Source organism: Collimonas fungivorans (assembly GCF_001584145.1).
GTDB classification, from domain to species: Bacteria; Pseudomonadota; Gammaproteobacteria; order Burkholderiales; family Burkholderiaceae_D; genus Collimonas; species Collimonas fungivorans.
This window is the reverse complement of record NZ_CP013232.1, coordinates 4,612,358-4,632,628: the sequence shown is the minus strand read 5'-3', so window position 1 is coordinate 4,632,628 and position 20,271 is coordinate 4,612,358. Positions and strand designations below refer to the sequence as shown.

Genomic DNA, 20,271 nt, shown 5'->3' with positions numbered 1-20,271 from the left:
TCGGTGGTGAGTTCCCATATAATAAGGGATTAATTTCAAAAAATCGCCTGCTATGGTGTTTGCCAAATTCATTTCATGACCCGGTCCTCCTCAGCGCTCCCTAAGCAATCCCAGTCACGTCCAGGTCGGGCCGCGTTCGGCGGGGCCGCGTCCCAATTGCCTGCCTTGCGGCGCATGACTGTCCTGGTGGCTTCGGTCGTCGCGGCGGCATCCATGCCTATCTGGGCATGGGCGCAAACCACTGAAACGGTCACGCCGACTGTTCCCACCACCCAAAACAGCGCCAAGCCGCCGCGCGTCAACGATAGCGATGCGCCGACCACGGTAGAGGCCGAGCAGATGACCGGCCGTCCGGACCGGCTGATCAACCTGGATAACGATGTCGACATGACGCGTGGCGAGACCAACGTCAAGTCCAACAAGGCGACTTACCGGATTGTCGAAAACGAAGCGGAAGCCCATGGCTGCGTGCGCATGAACCGCTACGGCGACAAGTACACCGGCGACGATCTCAAGCTGAACATGGATTCCGGGCAAGGTTTCCTGACCAATCCGACCTACTGGTTCAAGGCCAACGACGGCCACGGCAGCGCGGAACGCATCGATTTTATCGATGAGGACAAGTCAAAAATCATCACCGGCACTTACACCACCTGCCCAAGCACCAAGCCGGACTGGTATATCAAGTCGAGTACGCTGGATGTCGACAGCGGCCTGGGCGAAGGGGTCGCCCACAACGGCGTCCTGTATTTCAAGAGCGTGCCTATCCTTGGTTCGCCGGTGCTGTCTTTTCCTTTGTCGAATGAACGCCAGTCGGGTGTCTTGCCGCCGGTTATAGGGACCACCAACAACGGCGGTTTTGAGTTCAACCTGCCTTATTATTTCAATATCGCCCCTAACCGCGATTTCACGCTGTACCCCAACATCATTACCCAGCGCGGTTTGCAAATGGGCGGAGATGCACGCTACATAGGGGATGGCTACAGCGGACAAACCAAGATTGAGTACCTGCCGGACGATAAGCTGACCAAGACCAATCGTTATGCAGTGCAATCGATCCACACGCAGACGCTGGCGCCTGGTTTAACCATGGGCTGGAATGTCAATTTTGCTTCGGATAATAATTATCCCGATGATTTCACACGTTCGATCACCCAGAGTTCGGCACGGACGTTGAATCGCGAATTCGATCTGAACTATAGCGGTTCATTCTGGAGCGTGGCGGCGCTGGCTTCGCGCTATCAGATATTGCAGGATTTTGATTCCAACGGCAATCCAACGCTCAGCCGTCCCTATGACCGCTTGCCGCAAGTCACCCTGACCGCGGGCAAGCAGGACATCTATGGTTTTGACTGGACCGTGAATGCGCAGTACACCCGCTTCAGGAATAGCCAATACGACTTCCCGCAAAATAGCAGTACCCTGCTGCCATTGGGTGGCGACCGCATCTACATCAACCCGCAGCTTTCTTATCCGATTATTCGCCCTGGCTATTTCATTACGCCAAAAATCCAGCTGGATGCAACCTCCTATAACATCACACCGAATAAATTTGGCATCCCGAACCCAATTCCGGTGGGGGCGACGCAGCTAGGAAACAGCTATAGCCGAGTGTTGCCGACTTTTTCGCTGGATAGCGGCTTGATTTTCGAGCGCGATGCAAAGTTTTTTGGCAATCCAATGACGCAGACGCTGGAGCCGCGCCTGTTCTATGTGCGCACGCCGTACCGCGATCAAAGCCAGTTTCCGTTGTTCGACAGCGGCGTGGCGGATTTCAATTTTGCCCAAATCTTCACTGAAAACCGTTATAGCGGCCATGACCGCATCGGCGACGCCAACCAGCTGACCGCCGCGGTGATTTCGCGTTTTATCGAGGAATCAGGCATAGAACGCCTGCGCCTGGGTATCGGCCAGCGCTTTTACTTTACCCCGCCGCGCGTGACATTGGGAGGCACCACCGACACGATCACCACCAGCCGTTCGGATCTGCTGCTGTCGGCAGGCGGGCAGGTGACGCAGGCGCTCGGTATCGACAATACGATCCAGTACAGCCAGAGTAATAACCAGTGGGTGCGCGCCAGCTCCAACATCAAATGGCAGCCGGGCCCGAAAAAAGTCATCAATTTCTCCTACCAGCTGGATCACAACAACGTCGATCCGCTGCTGCTGGACAATAAATACTTGAAGCAATTCGACGTATCCGCCCAATGGCCGCTGAGCCGCCGCTGGTATGGCGTTGGCCGCGTCAGTTATTCCTTGCAGGAAAAAACGGTCGGGCAAAGCCTGCTGGGGCTGGAATACAAGGCCGACTGCTGGGTGTTCCGCGTGGTCGGCCAACGTACGCCGACCTCGTCAACCCGCACGACTACGGGTATATTCGTGCAACTTGAGTTGAATGGTTTGTCAAGCATCGGGTCCAATCCGATCCAAGCCCTGCGCAGCAGTGTCCCAGGTTATCAGAATGTTAATCAACCCGACTCTTTCATTAGCCGTTGAATCCGTCATTTTCACTTATGAACGTTTTTCCAATTATGCGTAAAACCAATCAAATCCAACTCGCTGCAATGGCATTCTCGCTGTTGTCGGTTACTGCCGGCGGCGCCTGGGCCCAAGCCGCATCGACGGCGCAAACTGCGCCGCCAGCGGTTGCGCCAACTGCTGCACCGGCCGCCAAGCCAGCTCTGGCCAAGGCCAATCCGCAGACTGTCGACGCGATTGTCGCGGTGGTCAACACGGACGTGATTACCCAGCAGGAATTGGCCAAACGCATGAGCGACGTGGTGCAACGCATGCGCGCCCAGAACATCGAATTGCCGCCGGTTGCGGAACTGCAAAAACAATTGCTGGAACGGATGATCCTGGAACGCGCCGAAGTGCAGCTGGCGAAAGAAAACGGCTTGTCGGTGGACGACGTCATGCTGGACCGGGCGATCAGCCGGATCGCCGAACAGAACAAGCTGTCGATGGGGGATTTCCAGAAGCAGCTGGCGCAGGACAAGATTCCTTACGCATCTTTCCGCGAAGAAATCCGCCAGGAAATGCTGTTGCAGCGCTTGCGTGAACGCGAAGTCGACAACAAGATCCAGATTTCGGAATCTGAAGTCGACAACTACATTTCCGCTGAAAGCGCCAACAAACAAACCGCCCAGGAACTGGATCTGGCGCAGATCCTGGTCCGGGTGCCGGAAAATGCCTCGGCCGAGCAGATTGCACAGCGCGCCAAACGTGCTGAAGAAGCCATGCAGCAGATCAAGTCGGGCGGCAACTTCGCCGCCGTCGCCGCTGCCTATTCCGATGCCAGCGACGCCCTGACCGGCGGCGACATGGGCTGGCGCGCACAGGACCGCTTGCCGGCGCTGTTTGTGGAGGCGGTCGCGAACTTGAATCCGGGCCAGGTGTCGAGCATCCTGAAAAGCGCCAACGGTTTTCATATCATCAAGCTGGTTAACAAGCGCGCAGCCGCCGCAGCAGCAGCGACTGACACGGCAGCGGCGCCGGTGCAGCAGACCCACGTGCGCCATATCCTGATCAAGGTGACGCCAACCGTGACGGCAACCGAAGCGCGGCGCCGCCTGGCCGATCTCAAGGAACGTATCGACAACAAGGCGGCGACGTTTGAAGATCTGGCCAAGTTGTACTCGAACGATTTGTCGGCCTCCAAGGGCGGCGACCTGGGCTGGGTTTACCCGGGCGACACCGTACCCGAATTCGAACGCGCGATGGATGCGCTGAAACCGGGCCAGATCAGCGATCCGATCGAGTCGCCATTCGGCTACCACCTGATCCAGGTGGTGGAACGCAAGGCCAACGACGTCTCCAAGGAACGCCAGCGCCTGACTGCGCGGATGGCGATTCGTGAACGCAAGACCGAGGAAGCTACTAACGACTGGCTGCGCCAACTGCGTGACCGGACGTATGTGGAATACCGCGGCGACGACCGCTGATTGCTGGCGTCCTCCTGCCTTGAGAGTAGTGCATGTCTGAACCGTCCGCCGTTCCGCTGAAACCGCAAAGTCGGCCGATACTGGCCGTCACTTGCGGCGAGCCGGCGGGCATCGGCCCTGAAGTATCGATCAGGGCTGCCTGGCAGTTGCGCGCCGAAATCAACAGCGTGCTGATCGGCGATGCCGCTTTCCTGGCGATGATCGCGGCCGAGATCGACCCGCAGATCCGGCTCGTGGCATTGTCGCAGCAGGCCTTGCGCAACAACGGCTTGCCGAATTTTCCCCTTGGCCAGATTGCTGTGATCGACTGTCCCCTCGATGCGCATGTACGACCGGGCCAGCTGGATGCGCGCAACGGCCGCGCCGTGTTGCGGACGCTGGATATCGCCATCGCAGGCGCGCAGCAGGGCATATTTGACGGCATGGTTACCGCGCCCCTGCAGAAAAGCACAATCAATGACGCCGGCGTGCCGTTCACCGGCCATACCGAATACCTCGCCGAAAAAAGCGCTACCACGCAAGTAGTCATGATGCTGGCTACCGACCGCACCACGCCGCCGCTGCGGGTGGCGCTGGCGACTACCCACCTGGCCTTGAAAGAGGTAGCGGCGGCGCTCACTTTTGAAAGCCTCAGCCGCACCATCGATATCCTGCACGCCGACCTGCAGAAAAAATTCGGCCTGGCGCAGCCGCGCATCCTGGTGACCGGTTTGAATCCGCATGCAGGCGAGGGCGGTTACCTGGGGCGCGAAGAAATCGACATCATCAGTCCGGCCTTGCAAGCGGCCAAGGTGCGCGGCATCGCCGTCAGCGGCCCTTATCCGGCCGACACCCTGTTCCAGCAAAAATACCTGGCGGATGCCGATTGCGTACTGGCGATGTACCACGACCAGGGTTTGCCTGTATTGAAATACGCCAGCTTCGGACACGGCATCAACATTACGCTGGGCTTGCCGTTCATCCGCACCTCGGTCGACCACGGCACTGCGCTGGACCTGGCTGCAGCCGGCCTGGGCCGGGCCGATCACGGCAGCATGCTGGCGGCGTTGAGCGTTGCGGCGCAGATGGTGCGCACGAGCCAATCCGGGAAAGAGTAAGCTTTCACATCGCGCCGGCGTTCTGGACGCCCAGCGATTGTTTCGGCTTCATCCTCTAGCCATTAAAGAAAAATATGAAGAACCACATTCCCCGCAAGCGTTTCGGCCAGAATTTCCTGACCGACGACACCGTGCTGTACAACATCATCAGCGCCATAGATCCGCAAGCCGACGACAACATGGTCGAAATCGGACCGGGCCTGGCGGCCATGACGCGTTTGCTGCTGGAGTCGTTACAGCAACTGCATGTGGTCGAACTCGATCGCGACCTGGTAGCGCGCCTGCAAAAGAATTTCGATCCGGCGCGCTTGCATGTGCATTCCGCCGATGCGCTGAAATTCGATTTCGCCAGCATCCCCCTGGCCGGCGAGCGTAAATTGCGCGTGGTCGGAAACCTTCCCTATAACATTTCCAGTCCCTTGCTGTTCCACCTGGCGCAGATCGCGCCGCAGGTGCAAGACCAGCATTTCATGCTGCAGAAGGAAGTGGTCGAGCGCATGGTTGCTGCGCCCGGCACCAAGGCGTTCGGCCGCTTGTCGGTGATGCTGCAATGGCGCTACAGCATGCAGCTGATGTTCATCGTGCCGCCGACTGCGTTCGATCCGCCGCCGAAAGTCGAATCCGCCATCGTACGGATGATTCCGATTGCGCAGCCGCTGGCTTGCGACCAGAAAAAACTGGAGGACGTGGTGCTGAAAGCTTTCACGCAAAGACGCAAGGTGATCAGGAACTGCCTGGCCGGCATGTTTACCGAAAATGACCTGGTGGATGCCGGCGTCGATCCGCAAGCGCGGCCGGAAACCGTATCGATGGAATTGTTCGTGGCATTGGCGAACCGCTTGCCATGAAGATTCCTTCTCTCGCTAGCGAGAGAAGGGATACCCGCTTACTTTACTGCCTTACCAGCCGAAACTGACGCCGACCGTACCGCTGGATTCGCCGCCGCTGGCAATCGAGCCGCCGATCAGTACCGCGCCTCTGTTGGAGATGCGTTTAGCATAGCCCAACGATAGCGCCGTTTGCCCGCCGTACCCACCGAGCGCTGCACTGACGCGGTTTTCGTTGGCGGGGGCTGCAGCGATGGCGCCCGCCATGCCGGCCATCGCGCTGGCCATGGCGCCGACGCGGCTGATCCGCTTGTTGACCTTGTCAAAGCGCTGGTCGACATTGCCCTTGAACTCGTTGAAGTCGCTCTGGCTGACCTTGTCCGCCATCTTGCTATCGGTATATTGATTAGCGCTGCTTAAAGTCTGTTTGTCGCCGGCATCGGCATAGTCCCGGACTTCTTCGACTTGATCCTGGGTCGCGATATCCTTGCCGCTGTCGGCCTCAGCGTTGACGCCGTTGGTCGATGGCGCGGCCTCACGCGACATTTTCGCCACTGGTTTGACGTCTTGCGCCAAGGCCTGCGTCTTGCCGTTTTCCAGATCGCTGACGCGATTGCCGAGAGAGTCCAGGGCGCCGTCCAACGCACCGAACGCATCGCCGACAGTGTGGTAGTTGCTGCCTTGGATAGCGAAAACCGGACCGGTAAAGCCGTTTGATCCCATCATCGCGCCACCGCCCAGCATGTTTGCAACGCTGTCGAGACTGCCGCTGACGCCGCCAATGGCGCTGTTCATTTGCTGTAGGTTGACGGCGTCATGATCTTCCGTTCCGGCTTGCACGTTGGTGATCTGGCGCGTGCTTCCGGTCAGGCTGTTGCCCACCGATACGGTATTGTCGCGGTCTGCGTACGAGAGCAGGCCCAGGGCTACCGAGCCGCTGCCGCTGGCTGTCGCACGCGGGCCGATGGCGACACTGTTGTCGCCGTTGGCCCGCGCGCTGGCTCCCAAGGCAACACTGTTCCTGCCAAGGGCAGTGGTGCCTTCGACCACCCCGGGATCGTCGCCGTCTATAAATTCATAGCTACCGCCAATCGCTATGGAGTTATTGCCTTCGGCAACAGTCGTCGCGCCCAAGGCAAGGCTGCCGCTGCCATAAGCTAATGCGGAAGTACCCATGGCAATGCCGCTGGCTTGCACTGCGGCGTCGGTACCGATGGCGATGCCGCCGCCGGCAGGGTTCATCGCCCGCGCATTGGCGCCGATGGCTATATTGGCATCGCTGTCCGGATCCGATATAGCAGTAGCGCCAGCACCCAAGGCCAGCGAACCTGTTCCAGCAGCCAAGGTGCTGGTGCCGAATGCGCTGGCGCCATCGCCCACGGCCGACGCCGACGAGCCGGCCGCCATGCTGTTGTCACCCGATGCCGTGGCATTGTTGCTGCCATCGTTGCTGCCGTTGACCGCGAAATAATGACTGGCGCTGCCGACGCTGTCAGCCAGGGTATCCAGTTGCCCTTTGTTGATGGCATCGCCAGCTTCCGTGCCCGCTGCGACATTGGCAATCTGACGCTGGTTGCCGGCACTGCCGACCGACACCGAGTTGGCGCGGTCAGCCACGGAATCGACCCCCAGCGCGACACTATTGTTGGCTTCGGCCCGGCTGGCGGCGCCTATTGCGCTGCTATTGATGGCCAGCGCTGCAGCACTTGCGCCGAAAGCGGCACTGTGATCTTCAGCGGCATAGGATTGTGAACCGACGGCGGTAGAGCGGTAAGCTTTTGCGACGCTATCGGCACCCAACGCACTGCTTTCCAGGGCCGTGGCGTTGGCGTTAATGCCGACCGCGACCGAACCGATGCCGGCGGCCCGGGCGCTGGCGCCGATGGCGCTACTGCCGTAGGCAGTCGCATTTGCGTCGCCGCCAAAAGCGCTGCTCGCCTCTCCCAGCGCCTGAGCGTTGCTGCCTGCCACGATGCTATAGTCGCCTCCGGCCAAGGCGTGGGCGCCGAATGCCGATGCGCCAATCCCTGTTGCGCTGCTAAATGCGCCTGCCGCTGAGGCATCGACATTGCTTGCCATGCTATTGGCGCCTATAGCGACGCTGCGGGCACCTTTGGCTGTGCTGAATTTTCCTATGGCAATGGCTGCTTCGTCGTTGGCCACAGCGGAATAACCGGAAGCAATGCTGTTGTCGCCTCTGGCGACTGAACCATAGCCGCTGGAGATGCTGTAATCGCCCAGGGCATGACTTTGAGAACCGAGCGCCGTTGCGCCGGCCCCGGTCGCCGCTGCCTGGACGCCGATTGCGGCGGCGTTGTAGCCGCTGGCCAGGGCATTGTCGCTACTGTCGTTCTTGCCGTTGACCTGGAGGTAGCGCTGGCTGCTGCCGTCACCTGCCAATAGCTTTACTTGCCCGAGATTGACCGCATCAGTGTCCCTGGTTCCTGCGGCAAGATTGGTGATCTGCCGTTCGCTGCCGGCTTTGCCCGCGGAGATGCTGTCGACGGCGTCGGGCTTCGCGTTGCTTCCGGTTGTAGTGCGTGCGTCAGTGGCTTCGGCGACGAGTTCGATGCCGGAAGCAGGGGAAGGTGCGGCAAACCGTGTAGTGGCTTGCTCGCTATTGTAAGGAGTCGGCGAGGTGGTGATCTGTCCTTGCCGCGCAGCCGTAGAGCTGTCAGGATTGATTTTGGCGGTGCTGTCCTTGCAGTCATTTTTATCGCTGGCGTTCCGATGGCGTTGTGTACGCTCGTCCGCACCAAGGCAGCTGACCTGAAACTGGTTGCCGGCGCCTGCTTCTTCTGTGGTTTCGGCATTGGCAAGCGCGGCGTCCGCTCCCAGCATGCCGAGGCTGACTGCGGCGATACGGACCAGCATTTTGGCGCGTCCTGTCTTGCGGGATGTGGATTTCCCTTTTGCTTTTGCCAGTTCCGAGACGACACGGCAAGTATTCGCGGACGCTTGCCAAACTACGCGATATGACTGATTCATGATGACTCCTTTTGTATGTTTTTCTGATAACTGCAGTGGAAGCATGGAATGCATTTTTTGTCTCGGGAATAGGAAAATTCCGAGATTTCCGTAGGTTTTTTCCAGGGTCTGATCAGGCAATGAAGGAGCGATGCCGGAGCTGGCCGGATCGGCTTGAGCTTTGCGTTTTTAAAATGCAATGCGGCAGATGAGAAATCGCAGAGACGCGATCTGACGAGCGCTACCGCTGGAGAGGGAGCCGCGGTGGCGGCATCGATGAGGTGGGGCGGCGGCACAGCAAAGCCGCGCATGGTTCTTGGATCAGGCTAGCGGCAGGATGCGATCAGTCCAGGAGATGGGCGCCGTCGATGAATGCTTTGCTGCAAACCTGACGCTACAGCACGTGTGTGCATGGTGCATAAAATACATCCGCCAGGCGGCGGATGATGATTGCTGGCGTACTGCCTATTTTTTGCTGTTGGGGCTTATAAAGCAGCGCTGGCGGAAATCCCTTCCTTGCGCTCGATCAGTTCGATTTTATAGCCGTCGGGATCCTGGACAAAAGCGATCACAGTGCTGCCGCCCTTCACCGGCCCGGCTTCGCGCGTCACGTTGCCGCCTTGTGCCTTGACGTCGGCGCAGGCTTTATAGGCATCTTCGACCGCCACCGCCATGTGCCCGAAAGCCGTACCCTGGTCATAGCTTTCAACGCCATAGTTATAGGTCAGTTCGAGTTCGGCATGATCGGGATTGCTGCCGTAACCGACAAAAGCCAAGGTGTATTTGTATTCGGGATTATCGTTGGTGCGCAGCAGTTTCATGCCCAGCACCTTGGTGTAGAAATCGATGGAACGTTGCAGGTTGCCGACGCGCAGCATGGTATGGAGGATTCTCATGATATTTTCTCACTGGTTGGGAAGGAGAGGTGCATTGCTCAGGACGCTCAGCCGATATTCTAAATCGGCCGGGAAAATGATGGAGTACGTGGTGAAGCGCGTGATGAGGCTCGGCGTCAAAAAACCGGCAGGGTTTCCTGGGCGCTGTCGCGCAGGGTTTTCCTGGCCGTTTCGAATTCGGGGAAAATCGATTGCACGGTAGCCCAGAAACGCGGGCTGTGGTTCATCTCGCGCAGATGCGACAACTCGTGCGCAATCACGTAATCGATTAGCGGCAATGCAAAATGCATCAGCCGCCAGTTCAGCCGGATCTTGCCTTCCGAGGTGCACGATCCCCATTGGGTAGTGGCCGACGACAGCGCGAACGACTGGTAGGTGACGCCGAGTTTTTCTGCATAGATCGGCAGCCGTTCGCCAAATACGCGCTTGGCTTCCAGCTGCAGCCAGCCCAGCACGCGGTCCTTGAGCTGCTGCTCGCCGGCGTCGGCCGGCAGGCAGACAATCAACTGGTCGCTGGCGTCGTCGAAGTGGATGCCGGCCTTCTGGGTGGCGTGGATGCGCAGGGTGATGCTGCGTCCCATATACGGCAGGGTCTCGCCGTCGCGCCATTGCATCTGCGGCTGCATGCGGCGCGTCGAGCGGTCGCGGTATTCGCTCAGCTTGGTAAAAATCCAACGTTTCTTTTCGCGTATGGCGATTTCGATATCGCCCAGGGTCACCCACTTGGGAGCAGTGACGCGCAGGCCGTCATCGCTGATCAGGAAGCCGATGGAGCGCCGTTTGGAGCGCAGCAGGGTGTAGTCGAGTACATGTTCGCCGAAGCGCAGGCGGCGTTTGCCGGGCGCCAGGGCTGTCGGTTCGTCGGGAGCAAGGGCTTGCGGCCTTGGCTGTGAATTGGCGGGCGGCGCCTCGACCGGCGGCATGCTGGCGATCACGTCGCTGGCAAACCCGTCGGCAAACAAGTCCAGTTGCAGCGCTTGCTGCTGCTGTGCCTTGCCCTGGGGCCGACCATGCGGTCCCAGGCGCGGCTTTGCTGGCTTTTGATGCAATAATTTCAATGGTGTCCAAACTGGAGGGGTTATTGCTGCTTGGAATAAACATGCGGTGAAATCACACGCATTTCAGATTCTATCCAATTTTCGACTTTCGCCATCAGCTCGCTGCTATCCAGGCCTTCCGGCGAAATCGGCTGGCCGATCGAGACGGTGATCAGTCCGGGTTTCTTGATGAAAGAATTCTTCGGCCAGCACTCGCCGGCGTTGTGCGCGATCGGCACCACCACGGTATTGGTTTCCACCGCCAGGCGCGTGCCGCCGTTCTTGTATTTGCCGGTCTGGCCAACCGGAATCCGTGTACCTTCCGGGAACATGATGATCCATTGGCCGTCGGCCAGCCGCTTGCGTCCTTGCACCACCACTTGGGCGAAAGCGTCGCGGCCTTTGCTGCGGTCGATTGGAATCATCCGCAGCAAGGCGATGCCCCAGCCGAAAAACGGAATATAGGTCAGCGATTTCTTGAACACGAACACCAGCGGGCGGGGTGTCATCTGCAGCAGGAAAATCGTTTCCCATGCCGACTGGTGTTTGCTCAGCACCACCGCAGGGGCGTCGGGGAAGTTCTCAAAACCCTTGACCTCGTAACGGATCCCGCAGATCACCTTGGCCATCCAGACCACGATGACGTTCCAGCGCGCCGTCAGGTAATAGCGCCGAGCGTAAGGAAAGGGGGCGAACAAGAGGCAAGCCATCGACCAGACTACCGTCAGGACTGTCATCAGAAAGAAAAACAGCAGGGAACGTAAAAACAGGAAAAAACGCGACATGCAGACTCCAGGTATTTTTTAAACAAGCTATCTTTTTGCAGGACGGAGCCGGCCGTTCATCAAACTGCCAGCTCCACCGGTTTCTTCAGCAGGAATTCAACTACTGCCGCCAGGTCAGGAAAAATCAGGGTGCCGGGCGGCAGGCCGCCTTTGTCGCGCGTCTTTTCGCCTTTACCGGTAAGCACCAGATAAGGCGCGCAGCCGGCCACAAAACCTGCCTGCAGGTCGCGCAGCGAGTCGCCTACCGTCGCTACGCCGCCGCGCAGGCTGACCTCGAAGCGCTTGCCGATGTCGTGGAACATGCCAGCCTTGGGCTTGCGGCAATCGCAGTTGTCGTCGGCGGCATGCGGGCAAAAAAAGATGGCATCGATTTCGGCGCCGACCAGCTGCGCTGCTTCATGCATTTTCTGATGGATCGCCATCAGGGTCGGCATGTCGAACAAGCCGCGCGCGATGCCCGACTGGTTGGTCGCCACCACCACTCGATAGCCTGCCTGGTTCAGGCGGGCTATGGCTTCCAGCGAACCTTTGATCGGGATCCATTCATCCGGTGATTTGATGAAGGCATCCGAGTCGTGGTTGATGACGCCGTCGCGGTCGAGGATGATTAATTTCATGGTGACCTTAAATAACTTAGGCAGCCAGCTTGGAAATGTCGGCGACCTGGTTCAGCATTACATGCAGGTTCGCCAGCAACGCCAGGCGGTTGTTGCGCAATTGCTCGTCGTCGGCCATCACCATCACATCGTTGAAGAAACCGTCGACGTTTTCCCGCAGCCGCGCCAGTGCTTTCAAGGCGGTGCTGAAATCGCCCTTGGCAAAGGCGGCATCGACCTCCGGCTTGAGCGCATTCATCGCCGCGAACAGCGATTGTTCGGCGCTGTCGCGCAGCAGGTCTTGCTGCACAGTGCTGCCGACGCCTTCGGTCTTTTTCAGGATGTTGGTGATGCGCTTGTTGGCCGCGGCCAGCGCTTCCGCCTCTGGCAAGGCGGCAAACGCTTGCACCGCATCCAGGCGTTCGATGATGTTGTCGAGCCGCTCTGGCTGCTGCGCCACTACCGCTTCAATTTCGTTCGGCGCATAACCGCGTTCGCGCAGCAGGCCGCGCAGGCGGTCGTACAGGAACGGCAGTACGTCGCTGCCTGGATCCTTGAAGTTGCTGTTGCCGGCGAACTGCTGGGCGGCATTGCTTAGCAACTGCGTGAGCGATATCGGCAGGCGTTTTTCCAGCAGCATGCGCAGGATGCCCAGCGCATGACGGCGCAGGGCGAACGGATCCTTGTCGCCGGTCGGCTGCAAGCCGATGCCCCAGATCCCGACCAGGGTTTCCAGCTTGTCCGCCAGCGCCACTGCAACGCTGGTGTCGGTAGTGGGCAGGGCGTCGCCGGCAAAGCGCGGCTGGTAGTGTTCCGAAATGGCCAGGGCGACGTCGTCCGCTTCGCCGTCGTGGCGTGCGTAATAATTGCCCATGATGCCTTGCAGTTCAGGGAACTCGCCGACCATGTCAGTCAGCAGGTCGGCCTTGGCCAGCAGCGCCGCGCGTTCGGCCAGTGCGGCATCGCTGCCGAGCAGCGACGCAATCGCCGCGGCCAGGGTCTTGACCCGTTCTGTGCGCTGCAGCTGGTTGCCGAGCTTGTTGTGATAGACCACATTGGCCAGCAGAGGTACGCGTTCGGCCAGTTTCTTTTTCTGGTCCTGCTCGAAGAAGAACTTGGCGTCGGACAGGCGCGGGCGCACCACGCGCTCATTGCCTTCGATAATGTAGTGCGGTTCACTGGTCTGCAGGTTGGAGACAATCAGGAAACGCGAGCGCAGCTTGCCGGCGCTATCTGTCAGGGCAAAATACTTCTGGTTGGTCTGCATCGTCAGGATCAGGCATTCCTGCGGGACGCTGAGGAATTCGTCTTCGAATTTGCAGGCATACACCACCGGCCATTCAACCAGCGCCGTAACTTCGTCCAGCAGCGCTTCCGGCATCAGCACCTGGTCGTCGGCCGCAGACTTTTTTGCCCCTTCCAACAGGTCCTTGCGGATTTTTTCCTTGCGTTCGCTGAAGCTGGCGATGACTTTGCCTTGTTCGGCCAGCGTTACTGCGTAGCTGTCGGCGTCGGCCAGGGTGATGCGGCCTGGCGACAGGAAACGATGGCCTTCGGTCAGGCGGTCCGCATCCAGGCCGAGCAGGGTCAAAGGCAGTACCTGTTCGCCGTGCAGCGCCACCAGGCTGTGCGCCGGCCGCACAAAACGAACGGTATGGCCGGCCGCGTGGCCGTGCTGGCGCTGGTAGCTCATCACTTTCGGGATCGGCAATTTTGCCACGGTATCTTCCAGCACCACTTGCAAACCGGCAGGCAGCGCCACGCCTTTGGCGGTATAGCTGTAGAAAAAACTTTCGGCCTTGCCGTCAGGTGCGCGTTCCAGTTCGGCCGGGGTAATCACCGCCTGGCGGCATTGTGCGGCCAGTGCCGCCAGTTTCTTGACCAGCGGCGCCGTGGCGCGGCCTTCGGCATCCAGCGCCACCGATACCGGCAGCACTTTTTCGCGCATGGTTTTATCGAGTGAGGTGGCGCGCACATTGCTGATGGCGACCGCCAGCCGGCGCGGCGTGGCGAAGGCAGTGGCGACGGCGCCGTCGTCCAGGAAATCGCGTGACTTCAAGCCGTTGAAAATACCGCTGGCAAAAGCATCGCCGAGTTTCGCCAATGCTTTCGGCGGCAGTTCTTCCGTGAAAATTTCAATCAGCAGGGTCTGGTTCAAAAGCGTGTCCTTCATACTGCTTCTCCCGCACGCTGCGCTACTGCCGCCATGTATTCATCTCCAAATTCTTGCAACAACAGATCGCCGTTTTCCTTGGTGATCTCCCACATCGGGAAACCCAGTTTTGCCCGTGAATCGTAATATGCCTGCGCCACCGCGCGCGACAGGTTGCGGATCCGGCCCATGTAGGCGGCGCGTTCGGTGACCGAGATCGCGCCGCGCGCATCCAGCAGGTTGAAAGTATGCGCGGCTTTCAGTACCATCTCGTAAGCCGGCAACGCCAGCGGCACCGCCAGCAGGCGTTTGGCTTCGGCTTCGTAGTTGCCGAACAGCGGGAACAGGAATTCCGTGTTGGCGTGTTCGAAGTTATAAGTCGACTGTTCGACTTCGTTCTGGTGGAAGACGTCGCCGTAGCTGAGCTTCTTGGTCACGCCATTCTCGACCCATTCGGTCCACACCAGGTCGTAGACATTTTCCACGCCCTGCAAGTACATCGCCAGGCGCTCGATGCCATAGGTGATCTCACCCAGCACCGGTTTGCAATCGAGGCCGCCGACTTGCTGGAAGTAGGTGAACTGAGTCACTTCCATGCCGTTCAGCCAGACTTCCCAGCCCAGGCCCCAGGCGCCCAGGGTCGGGTTTTCCCAGTCGTCTTCGACGAAGCGCACATCGTTGCGCTTGAGATCCAGGCCGAGTGCTGCCAGCGAGCCGAGGTACAGATCGAGGATGTTTTCCGGCGCTGGCTTGAGTACTACCTGGTATTGATAATAATGCTGCAGGCGGTTCGGGTTTTCGCCATAACGGCCGTCCTTGGGACGGCGCGACGGCTGCACATAGGCGGCGCGCCAGGGTTCGGGGCCGATGGCGCGCAGGAAGGTCGCGGTATGCGAAGTGCCGGCGCCGACTTCCATGTCGTAGGGCTGCAGCAGGGCGCAGCCCTGAGCGTCCCAATAATCTTGTAGTTTAAGAATGATTTGTTGAAATGTAAGCATCGTTTTGTTGCTTTTCCATACGGTAAAGTGCCGACGAATCGGGCGAAATCCAGGGATAACAAAGAGCGCAAAAGGATGAGCGCTAAAACCAGCGATTTTAGCGGGTTTTGAGGGCTTTAGGGCCTGTTCCCCCTTGATTTGGGAGTGCGAACGCGCGGCAGGCGTTGCGTGCCTAGGCGCAGCGACGCGACGTAGCGGTGCTACGGCAAGGATGCGGATGGCCGCCCCCTGCAACAACGGCATGCGACGCCTGCCGCCGTTCCCGAAGGGTTCAAGCCAAAACGTGCGCTGGCCGCGTTGCATGGCTTGCAGGGGCATCAGCCCCTGCTGTGCCACGCGCCTTGCCATCACACGTTTTGGCTTGAACGCATCTCCCAAATCAAGGGGAAACAGGCCCTAAGGCTGCCGGCGCGCTTTGCGGCGGCTCCACCACCAGCTGGCGGCTAGCATCGCCAGCGCCAGGACCAGCATCAGGCGATTACCCAGCCGGATATACGGGGTTGTGCCGCTATAGCCTTGCACCGGCACCGCCAGCGTGGCGCGGCTGTACGGGACCAGCTGGATGCTGACGACGCCGTGCGGATCGATCAGCGCGGTGGCGCCGGTATTGGTCGCGCGCAGCATCGGGCGGCCGGTTTCCAGGCTGCGCATTTGCGAGATCTGTAAATGTTGCGGCAGTGCAATCGTATTCCCGAACCAGGCGATATTCGACATGTTCAGCAGCAGTGTGGCGGTTGGCTTGCCGGCGGCTTGGGTGGCAGCCAGCTGGCCGGCGATTTCTTCGCCGAACAAGTCTTCGTAGCAGATGTTGGGCAGCACCCATTGGTCTTTCACCGCGAATGGCGCTTGCACCACTGCGCCACGGGTGAAATCGCCGAGCGGGATGTTCATCATGTCGACAAACCAGCGGAACCCGAGCGGCACGAATTCGCCGAACGGCACCAGATGCTGTTTGTCGTAGCGATAAGCCGGATCCGTGGCCAGGGGCGAGATGCCGATCACGCTGTTGGAGTAGCGCTCGGGGCCATCGGTATAGGGAATGCCTAATGCGATGTGGCTGCCGCTCTGCCGGGCGAAGTCGGCCAGCGCAGGCACGTAATCCGGCGGCAGCTGGGTTTGCAGGATAGGTATCGCCGTCTCGGGCGTGGCGATCAGGTCTGCTGGGGCGGAGCGGATCATGTCGATATACAGGCGCAAGGAATTGACGATCTGTGCGTTGTCGAATTTTTCTTCCTGCGGCACGTTGCCTTGCAGCAGGCGCACCGAAATCGGCTTGCCATGCGGCGCAGTCCAGTTGACCTGGTGTAGACCAAGGCCAGCAGCCAGCACCAGCACAGCGGCGATCGCCGGTTTTTTATATTGCGGCAGCAAAGCCAGGCAGCCGGCGACCAATGCCGCAATGCCGCCAATGCCGTATACGCCGACCAGCGGCGCATAACCGGCCAGCGGGCCGGTCGTGTGGGCATAACCCGAAATCAGCCAGGGAAAGCCGGTAAACAGCCAGCCGCGCAGCCATTCCGTCAGCGCCCACAGGGCCGGAAAAATCGCCAGCGCAAACAGCAGCGGCGAAGCCGACCAGCGGCGCCGCAGCCACAGCGCGGCAGCGGTGCCCATAGCTGTGTACAGCCCCATGATCGCCGCCAGCAATGCTATCGCCAACGCCGTCAGCCAGCCCGGCAAACCGCCAAAGTCGTGCAGCGAAATATAAATCCAGTAGACGCCGTGCGCCACCCAGCCGAAGCTGTAGGCCCAGCCCAGCAGGGCGCCATGCTTGATGGTGGGGACGCGGATCAGGCAGAACACGAACAGCGCCAGCGTCAGCAGTTGCAGCGGCCACAATCCGTACGGCGCGAAGGCGAACACGTTGATGGCGCCGGTGAGGGCGGCCAGCGGCAGCAGCAGGGGAAGTTTAGGAATTGAAGTCAGGCGAAAACTCATGGGCAGCGGCGGTCTTGCTCTTGTTTTGCTCTTATCTTGCTCTTGGATGGAGTGGGCCGGCACGGCAGGCGGGCCGGCCCACGCTCTTTTCAGGATTCTTCCTGAGCCGATTCCGACAGTTTTTCGACCAGCAAGACATGCACCTGGCGCGCGTCGGCGCGCAGCACTTCAAAGCGCACATTGTCTATCGTGAACTCGTCGCCCTTGCGCGGCACGCGTCCCAGGTGGTTGGCGACCAGGCCGCCGATGGTGTCGACGTCTTCGTCGACCAGCGCCGTCTCCAGCGTTTCGTTGAACTGTTCGATTTCGGTCAGCGCCTTGACGCGCCAGCGGCCGCCGTGGTCGCCGTCGCGGATGGCCAGGATATTGTCTTCTTCTTCGTCGAAGTCGTACTCGTCCTCGATATCGCCGACGATCTGTTCCAGCACGTCTTCAATCGTGATCAGGCCGGCGACGCCGCCGTATTCGTCGACCACGATCGCCATGTGGTTGCGGTTGGCGCGGAAATCGCGCAGCAGGACGTTGAGGCGTTTCGATTCCGGGATGAAGACCGCCGGCCGCAGCATGTCGCGCACGTCGAAAGACTCTTCGGCGTAATAGCGCAGCAAGTCTTTCGCCAGCAGGATGCCGATCACCTTGTCGCGCTCGCCATCGACGGCAGGGAAGCGCGAGTGGGCGGTCGACAAGACTTCCGGCATCCAGTCTTCTATCGGTTTGGTGACGTCGATCATGTCCATTTGCGAACGCGGGATCATGATGTCGCGGGCGGAGAGGTCGGAGACCTGGAACACGCCTTCGATCATCGACAGCGCATCGGCGTCGATCAGGTTGCGTTCGTGTGCGTCTTGCAGCACGTCGAGCAGTTCGGCGCGGTTTTCAGGTTCAGGAGAAATCAGTGCGGTCAGGCGTTCGAATAACGACCGGTGGGGTTTAGCGTCAAATGATTTGACGCTACTAGGGTGCTCTGGCATATGGCGTTAGCCTTGGTTTCACATTGTTTTGGAAGCAATAGCATACAACAAATATGTGACAGGACGACGAAACGCGTGTGACCGCAGGCTCAGATCGCAGTTCCGGGAGGCAATTTTTTGCATAAAAAAGCGGACCATGCCCGAAAACATGGTCCGCCGGGCGGTAATAAAGATGATTATTTGCTCATTCCATCTTTAGCCATGCCGTCCTTGCCCATGGCGTCCTTACCCATTGCATCTTTGCCCATTGCATCCTTGGACATCGCGTCTTTTTTGGTATGGGCTTTCTTTTTCATTGCATCTTTGGCCATGCCCGGCTTGTCCATGGCATCCTTGCCCATTGCATCTTTCGACATGGCGTCCTTGGACATCGCATCCTTGGACATAGCATCTTTGGACATGGCGTCCTTCGACATGGCATCTTGTGCATAGACGCCGCCGGCTGTCATCATCAGGCAGGTAACCAACAGGGTTGTGAGGCTTTTTTTCATTTGAATCTCCAGGTAAAAGTGGCAAAAGTGCCGTAAAAATCAGCGAATGTTGCCGGCTGCTCGCCAGCCTAAGCACCGCCGAACCAGTTGTACCCCTGGTCTTCCCAGTAACCGCCGGGGTACGAGTTTGTTACTTCGATTGAAGTAATGTGTTTCGGATTCTTGTAGCCAAGTTTGGTCGGCATCCGCAGTTTCATCGGGAAACCGTATTTCGGCGGCAGGATCTGGCCGTCGTAAGTCAAGGTCAGCTGGGTCTGCGGATGCAATGCGGTCGGCATGTCGATGCTGGTGTGGTAATCGTCGCCGCATTTGAAATCGATATATTTGGCGCTCAGGTCGGCGCCGATCTGCTTCAGGAAATAAGAGAACGGAACGCCGCCCCAGCGGCCGATGGCGCTCCAGCCTTCGACGCAGATGTGGCGTGTGATCTGCTCGTTCTGCGGCAGCTTGTGCAGCTGCTGCAATGTCCAGGAGCGTTTGTCGCTTACCAGGCCACTGATTTCGAGCCGATAATCGTCGCCGTCGATTTCCGGCACTTCCTCGATGGCGTAAAACGCATTGAAGGGAAACGGGCGGGTCATTTCAGCCTGGGTATACGTCGGCGCCAGGCGCTTCGGATCGAACAGCCATCCCTGCACGCCGTCGTTCATGCGCGAGATGCGTTCCAGCATGCTGTTGACGGACGGCTCGTCGGTAATGTTGCAGCCGGTCAGCAGCGACAGGCCGCCCAGGGTGAGCGCACGTTTCGCAAACAGGCGGCGCGACGGCAACGCCAGTTCGCGTTGGGCGTCTTTCAGTATCGATTCGGTATCGAGCGCCAGGTTGATATTTTTCTTGAACATGATTGTCTCAATTCACCTTAACGGCCGCGCAGCATGGCCAGCAGCGTGCGTGGAACCAGCGCCACCATGATGATGTGCACCACGATAAATGCGACCAGGAAGCTCATCGCGCAGAAATGCACGACCCGGGCGTTGTCGAAGCCGCCCATCAGTTCGCGCAGCAGCGGGAACTGCACCGATTTCCAGATCGCCAGGCCCGACACCACCAGCAGGATCAAGTCCAGGATGACCGAGACATACGCCAGTTTCTGGACTGCGTTGTAGTGGTCGAGCGCGTCGTGCTGCAGCTTGCCGCGCAGGGCTTTGACGAAGTCTTGCACCACTTCGGTGGGGCGCAGCGGCAGGAATTTCTTCCACAGGCGACCGCTGCCGGTATTCAGCAGCAGGTAAACCAGACCGTTGAAGAACAGCAGCCACATCGCCGCAAAATGCCATTGCAAGGCGCCGCCCAGCCAGCCGCCCAGCGTCCATTCGCTGGGAATACGAAACGGGAAAATCGGCGATGCGTTATAGATGCGCCAGCCGCTCAGGATCATGATGATCACGGCCAGCGCGTTGAGCCAGTGGGTGACGCGCAGCCAGATCGGGTGAACGACGGGAGGCTTGATTTGGTTCACGATAGTCTCCGGCAACTGAGCAATGTTGGTTTTCATGTGGCTTAGTCGCGGGCCAGCTCGGTTCATTACATGAATTCATCATAATCTTATTAATAAAAAAGATAAGCGAAGAT

At 59.3% G+C, this 20,271-nt stretch carries 16 protein-coding genes; 4 read left to right on the top strand and 12 right to left on the bottom strand.

What is annotated here, in order from left to right:
- The first annotated feature begins 174 nt into the window (after positions 1 to 174).
- The 4 genes from CFter6_RS20325 to rsmA all read left to right on the top strand — a co-directional run bounded on the left by CFter6_RS20325 (position 175) and on the right by rsmA (position 5,889).
- A complete protein-coding gene (locus CFter6_RS20325) occupies positions 175 to 2,496 on the top strand; it encodes an LPS-assembly protein LptD (RefSeq protein WP_061541461.1) in 2,322 nt (773 codons plus the stop codon).
- Between the two features lie 68 nt (positions 2,497 to 2,564).
- Positions 2,565 to 3,944: a peptidylprolyl isomerase gene (locus CFter6_RS20320; RefSeq protein WP_236904428.1), complete on the top strand. Its 1,380-nt coding sequence runs from the start codon at positions 2,565 to 2,567 to the stop codon at positions 3,942 to 3,944.
- Positions 3,945 to 3,976: 32 nt separating this feature from the next.
- Positions 3,977 to 5,041, top strand: coding sequence for a 4-hydroxythreonine-4-phosphate dehydrogenase PdxA (gene pdxA / locus CFter6_RS20315; RefSeq protein ID WP_061541459.1), 1,065 nt, complete (start codon positions 3,977 to 3,979; stop codon positions 5,039 to 5,041).
- 74 nt (positions 5,042 to 5,115) lie between these two features.
- Positions 5,116 to 5,889: a 16S rRNA (adenine(1518)-N(6)/adenine(1519)-N(6))-dimethyltransferase RsmA gene (rsmA, locus tag CFter6_RS20310; RefSeq protein ID WP_061541458.1), complete on the top strand. Its 774-nt coding sequence runs from the start codon at positions 5,116 to 5,118 to the stop codon at positions 5,887 to 5,889.
- Between the two features lie 51 nt (positions 5,890 to 5,940).
- Here the strand turns inward: rsmA and CFter6_RS20305 are convergent, their stop codons facing one another.
- The 12 genes from CFter6_RS20305 to CFter6_RS20250 all read right to left on the bottom strand — a co-directional run bounded on the left by CFter6_RS20305 (position 5,941) and on the right by CFter6_RS20250 (position 20,194).
- Positions 5,941 to 8,856: an ESPR-type extended signal peptide-containing protein gene (locus CFter6_RS20305; RefSeq protein ID WP_167351424.1), complete on the bottom strand. Its 2,916-nt coding sequence runs from the start codon at positions 8,854 to 8,856 to the stop codon at positions 5,941 to 5,943.
- A gap of 464 nt (positions 8,857 to 9,320) precedes the next feature.
- Complete coding sequence (gene gloA, locus CFter6_RS20300; protein ID WP_061541456.1) at positions 9,321 to 9,731, bottom strand: lactoylglutathione lyase; 411 nt, start codon at positions 9,729 to 9,731, stop codon at positions 9,321 to 9,323.
- A 116-nt stretch (positions 9,732 to 9,847) separates the two neighbouring features.
- On the bottom strand, positions 9,848 to 10,789 hold the full coding sequence (locus CFter6_RS20295; RefSeq protein WP_082814901.1) for a M48 family metallopeptidase: 942 nt from the start codon (positions 10,787 to 10,789) through the stop codon (positions 9,848 to 9,850).
- A gap of 20 nt (positions 10,790 to 10,809) precedes the next feature.
- Positions 10,810 to 11,553 carry a lysophospholipid acyltransferase family protein gene (locus tag CFter6_RS20290; protein WP_061541455.1) on the bottom strand — a complete coding sequence of 248 codons (744 nt, stop codon included), beginning with the start codon at positions 11,551 to 11,553 and terminating at the stop codon, positions 10,810 to 10,812.
- 59 nt (positions 11,554 to 11,612) lie between these two features.
- The gene (gmhB, locus tag CFter6_RS20285) at positions 11,613 to 12,170 is read right to left on the bottom strand and encodes a D-glycero-beta-D-manno-heptose 1,7-bisphosphate 7-phosphatase (RefSeq protein WP_061541454.1); all 558 of its coding nucleotides are present in this window, start codon (positions 12,168 to 12,170) and stop codon (positions 11,613 to 11,615) included.
- Positions 12,171 to 12,186: 16 nt separating this feature from the next.
- The gene (gene glyS, locus CFter6_RS20280) at positions 12,187 to 14,307 is read right to left on the bottom strand and encodes a glycine--tRNA ligase subunit beta (protein ID WP_041743687.1); all 2,121 of its coding nucleotides are present in this window, start codon (positions 14,305 to 14,307) and stop codon (positions 12,187 to 12,189) included.
- 11 nt (positions 14,308 to 14,318) lie between these two features.
- Positions 14,319 to 15,299 (bottom strand): glycine--tRNA ligase subunit alpha, encoded by a 981-nt coding sequence (gene glyQ, locus CFter6_RS20275; protein ID WP_014007592.1) that lies wholly within the window; start codon positions 15,297 to 15,299, stop codon positions 14,319 to 14,321.
- Positions 15,300 to 15,695: 396 nt separating this feature from the next.
- Entirely contained in the window at positions 15,696 to 17,237 is a 1,542-nt protein-coding gene (gene lnt / locus CFter6_RS20270; RefSeq protein ID WP_061541453.1) for an apolipoprotein N-acyltransferase, read from the bottom strand.
- 89 nt (positions 17,238 to 17,326) lie between these two features.
- The gene (locus tag CFter6_RS20265; RefSeq protein WP_014007590.1) at positions 17,327 to 18,208 is read right to left on the bottom strand and encodes an HlyC/CorC family transporter; all 882 of its coding nucleotides are present in this window, start codon (positions 18,206 to 18,208) and stop codon (positions 17,327 to 17,329) included.
- A 176-nt stretch (positions 18,209 to 18,384) separates the two neighbouring features.
- A complete protein-coding gene (locus tag CFter6_RS20260; protein WP_061541452.1) occupies positions 18,385 to 18,699 on the bottom strand; it encodes a pentapeptide MXKDX repeat protein in 315 nt (104 codons plus the stop codon).
- Between the two features lie 68 nt (positions 18,700 to 18,767).
- The gene (locus CFter6_RS20255; protein WP_061541451.1) at positions 18,768 to 19,541 is read right to left on the bottom strand and encodes a molybdopterin-dependent oxidoreductase; all 774 of its coding nucleotides are present in this window, start codon (positions 19,539 to 19,541) and stop codon (positions 18,768 to 18,770) included.
- Between the two features lie 17 nt (positions 19,542 to 19,558).
- Positions 19,559 to 20,194 carry a cytochrome b/b6 domain-containing protein gene (locus tag CFter6_RS20250; RefSeq protein ID WP_061541450.1) on the bottom strand — a complete coding sequence of 212 codons (636 nt, stop codon included), beginning with the start codon at positions 20,192 to 20,194 and terminating at the stop codon, positions 19,559 to 19,561.
- Positions 20,195 to 20,271: the final 77 nt, after the last annotated feature.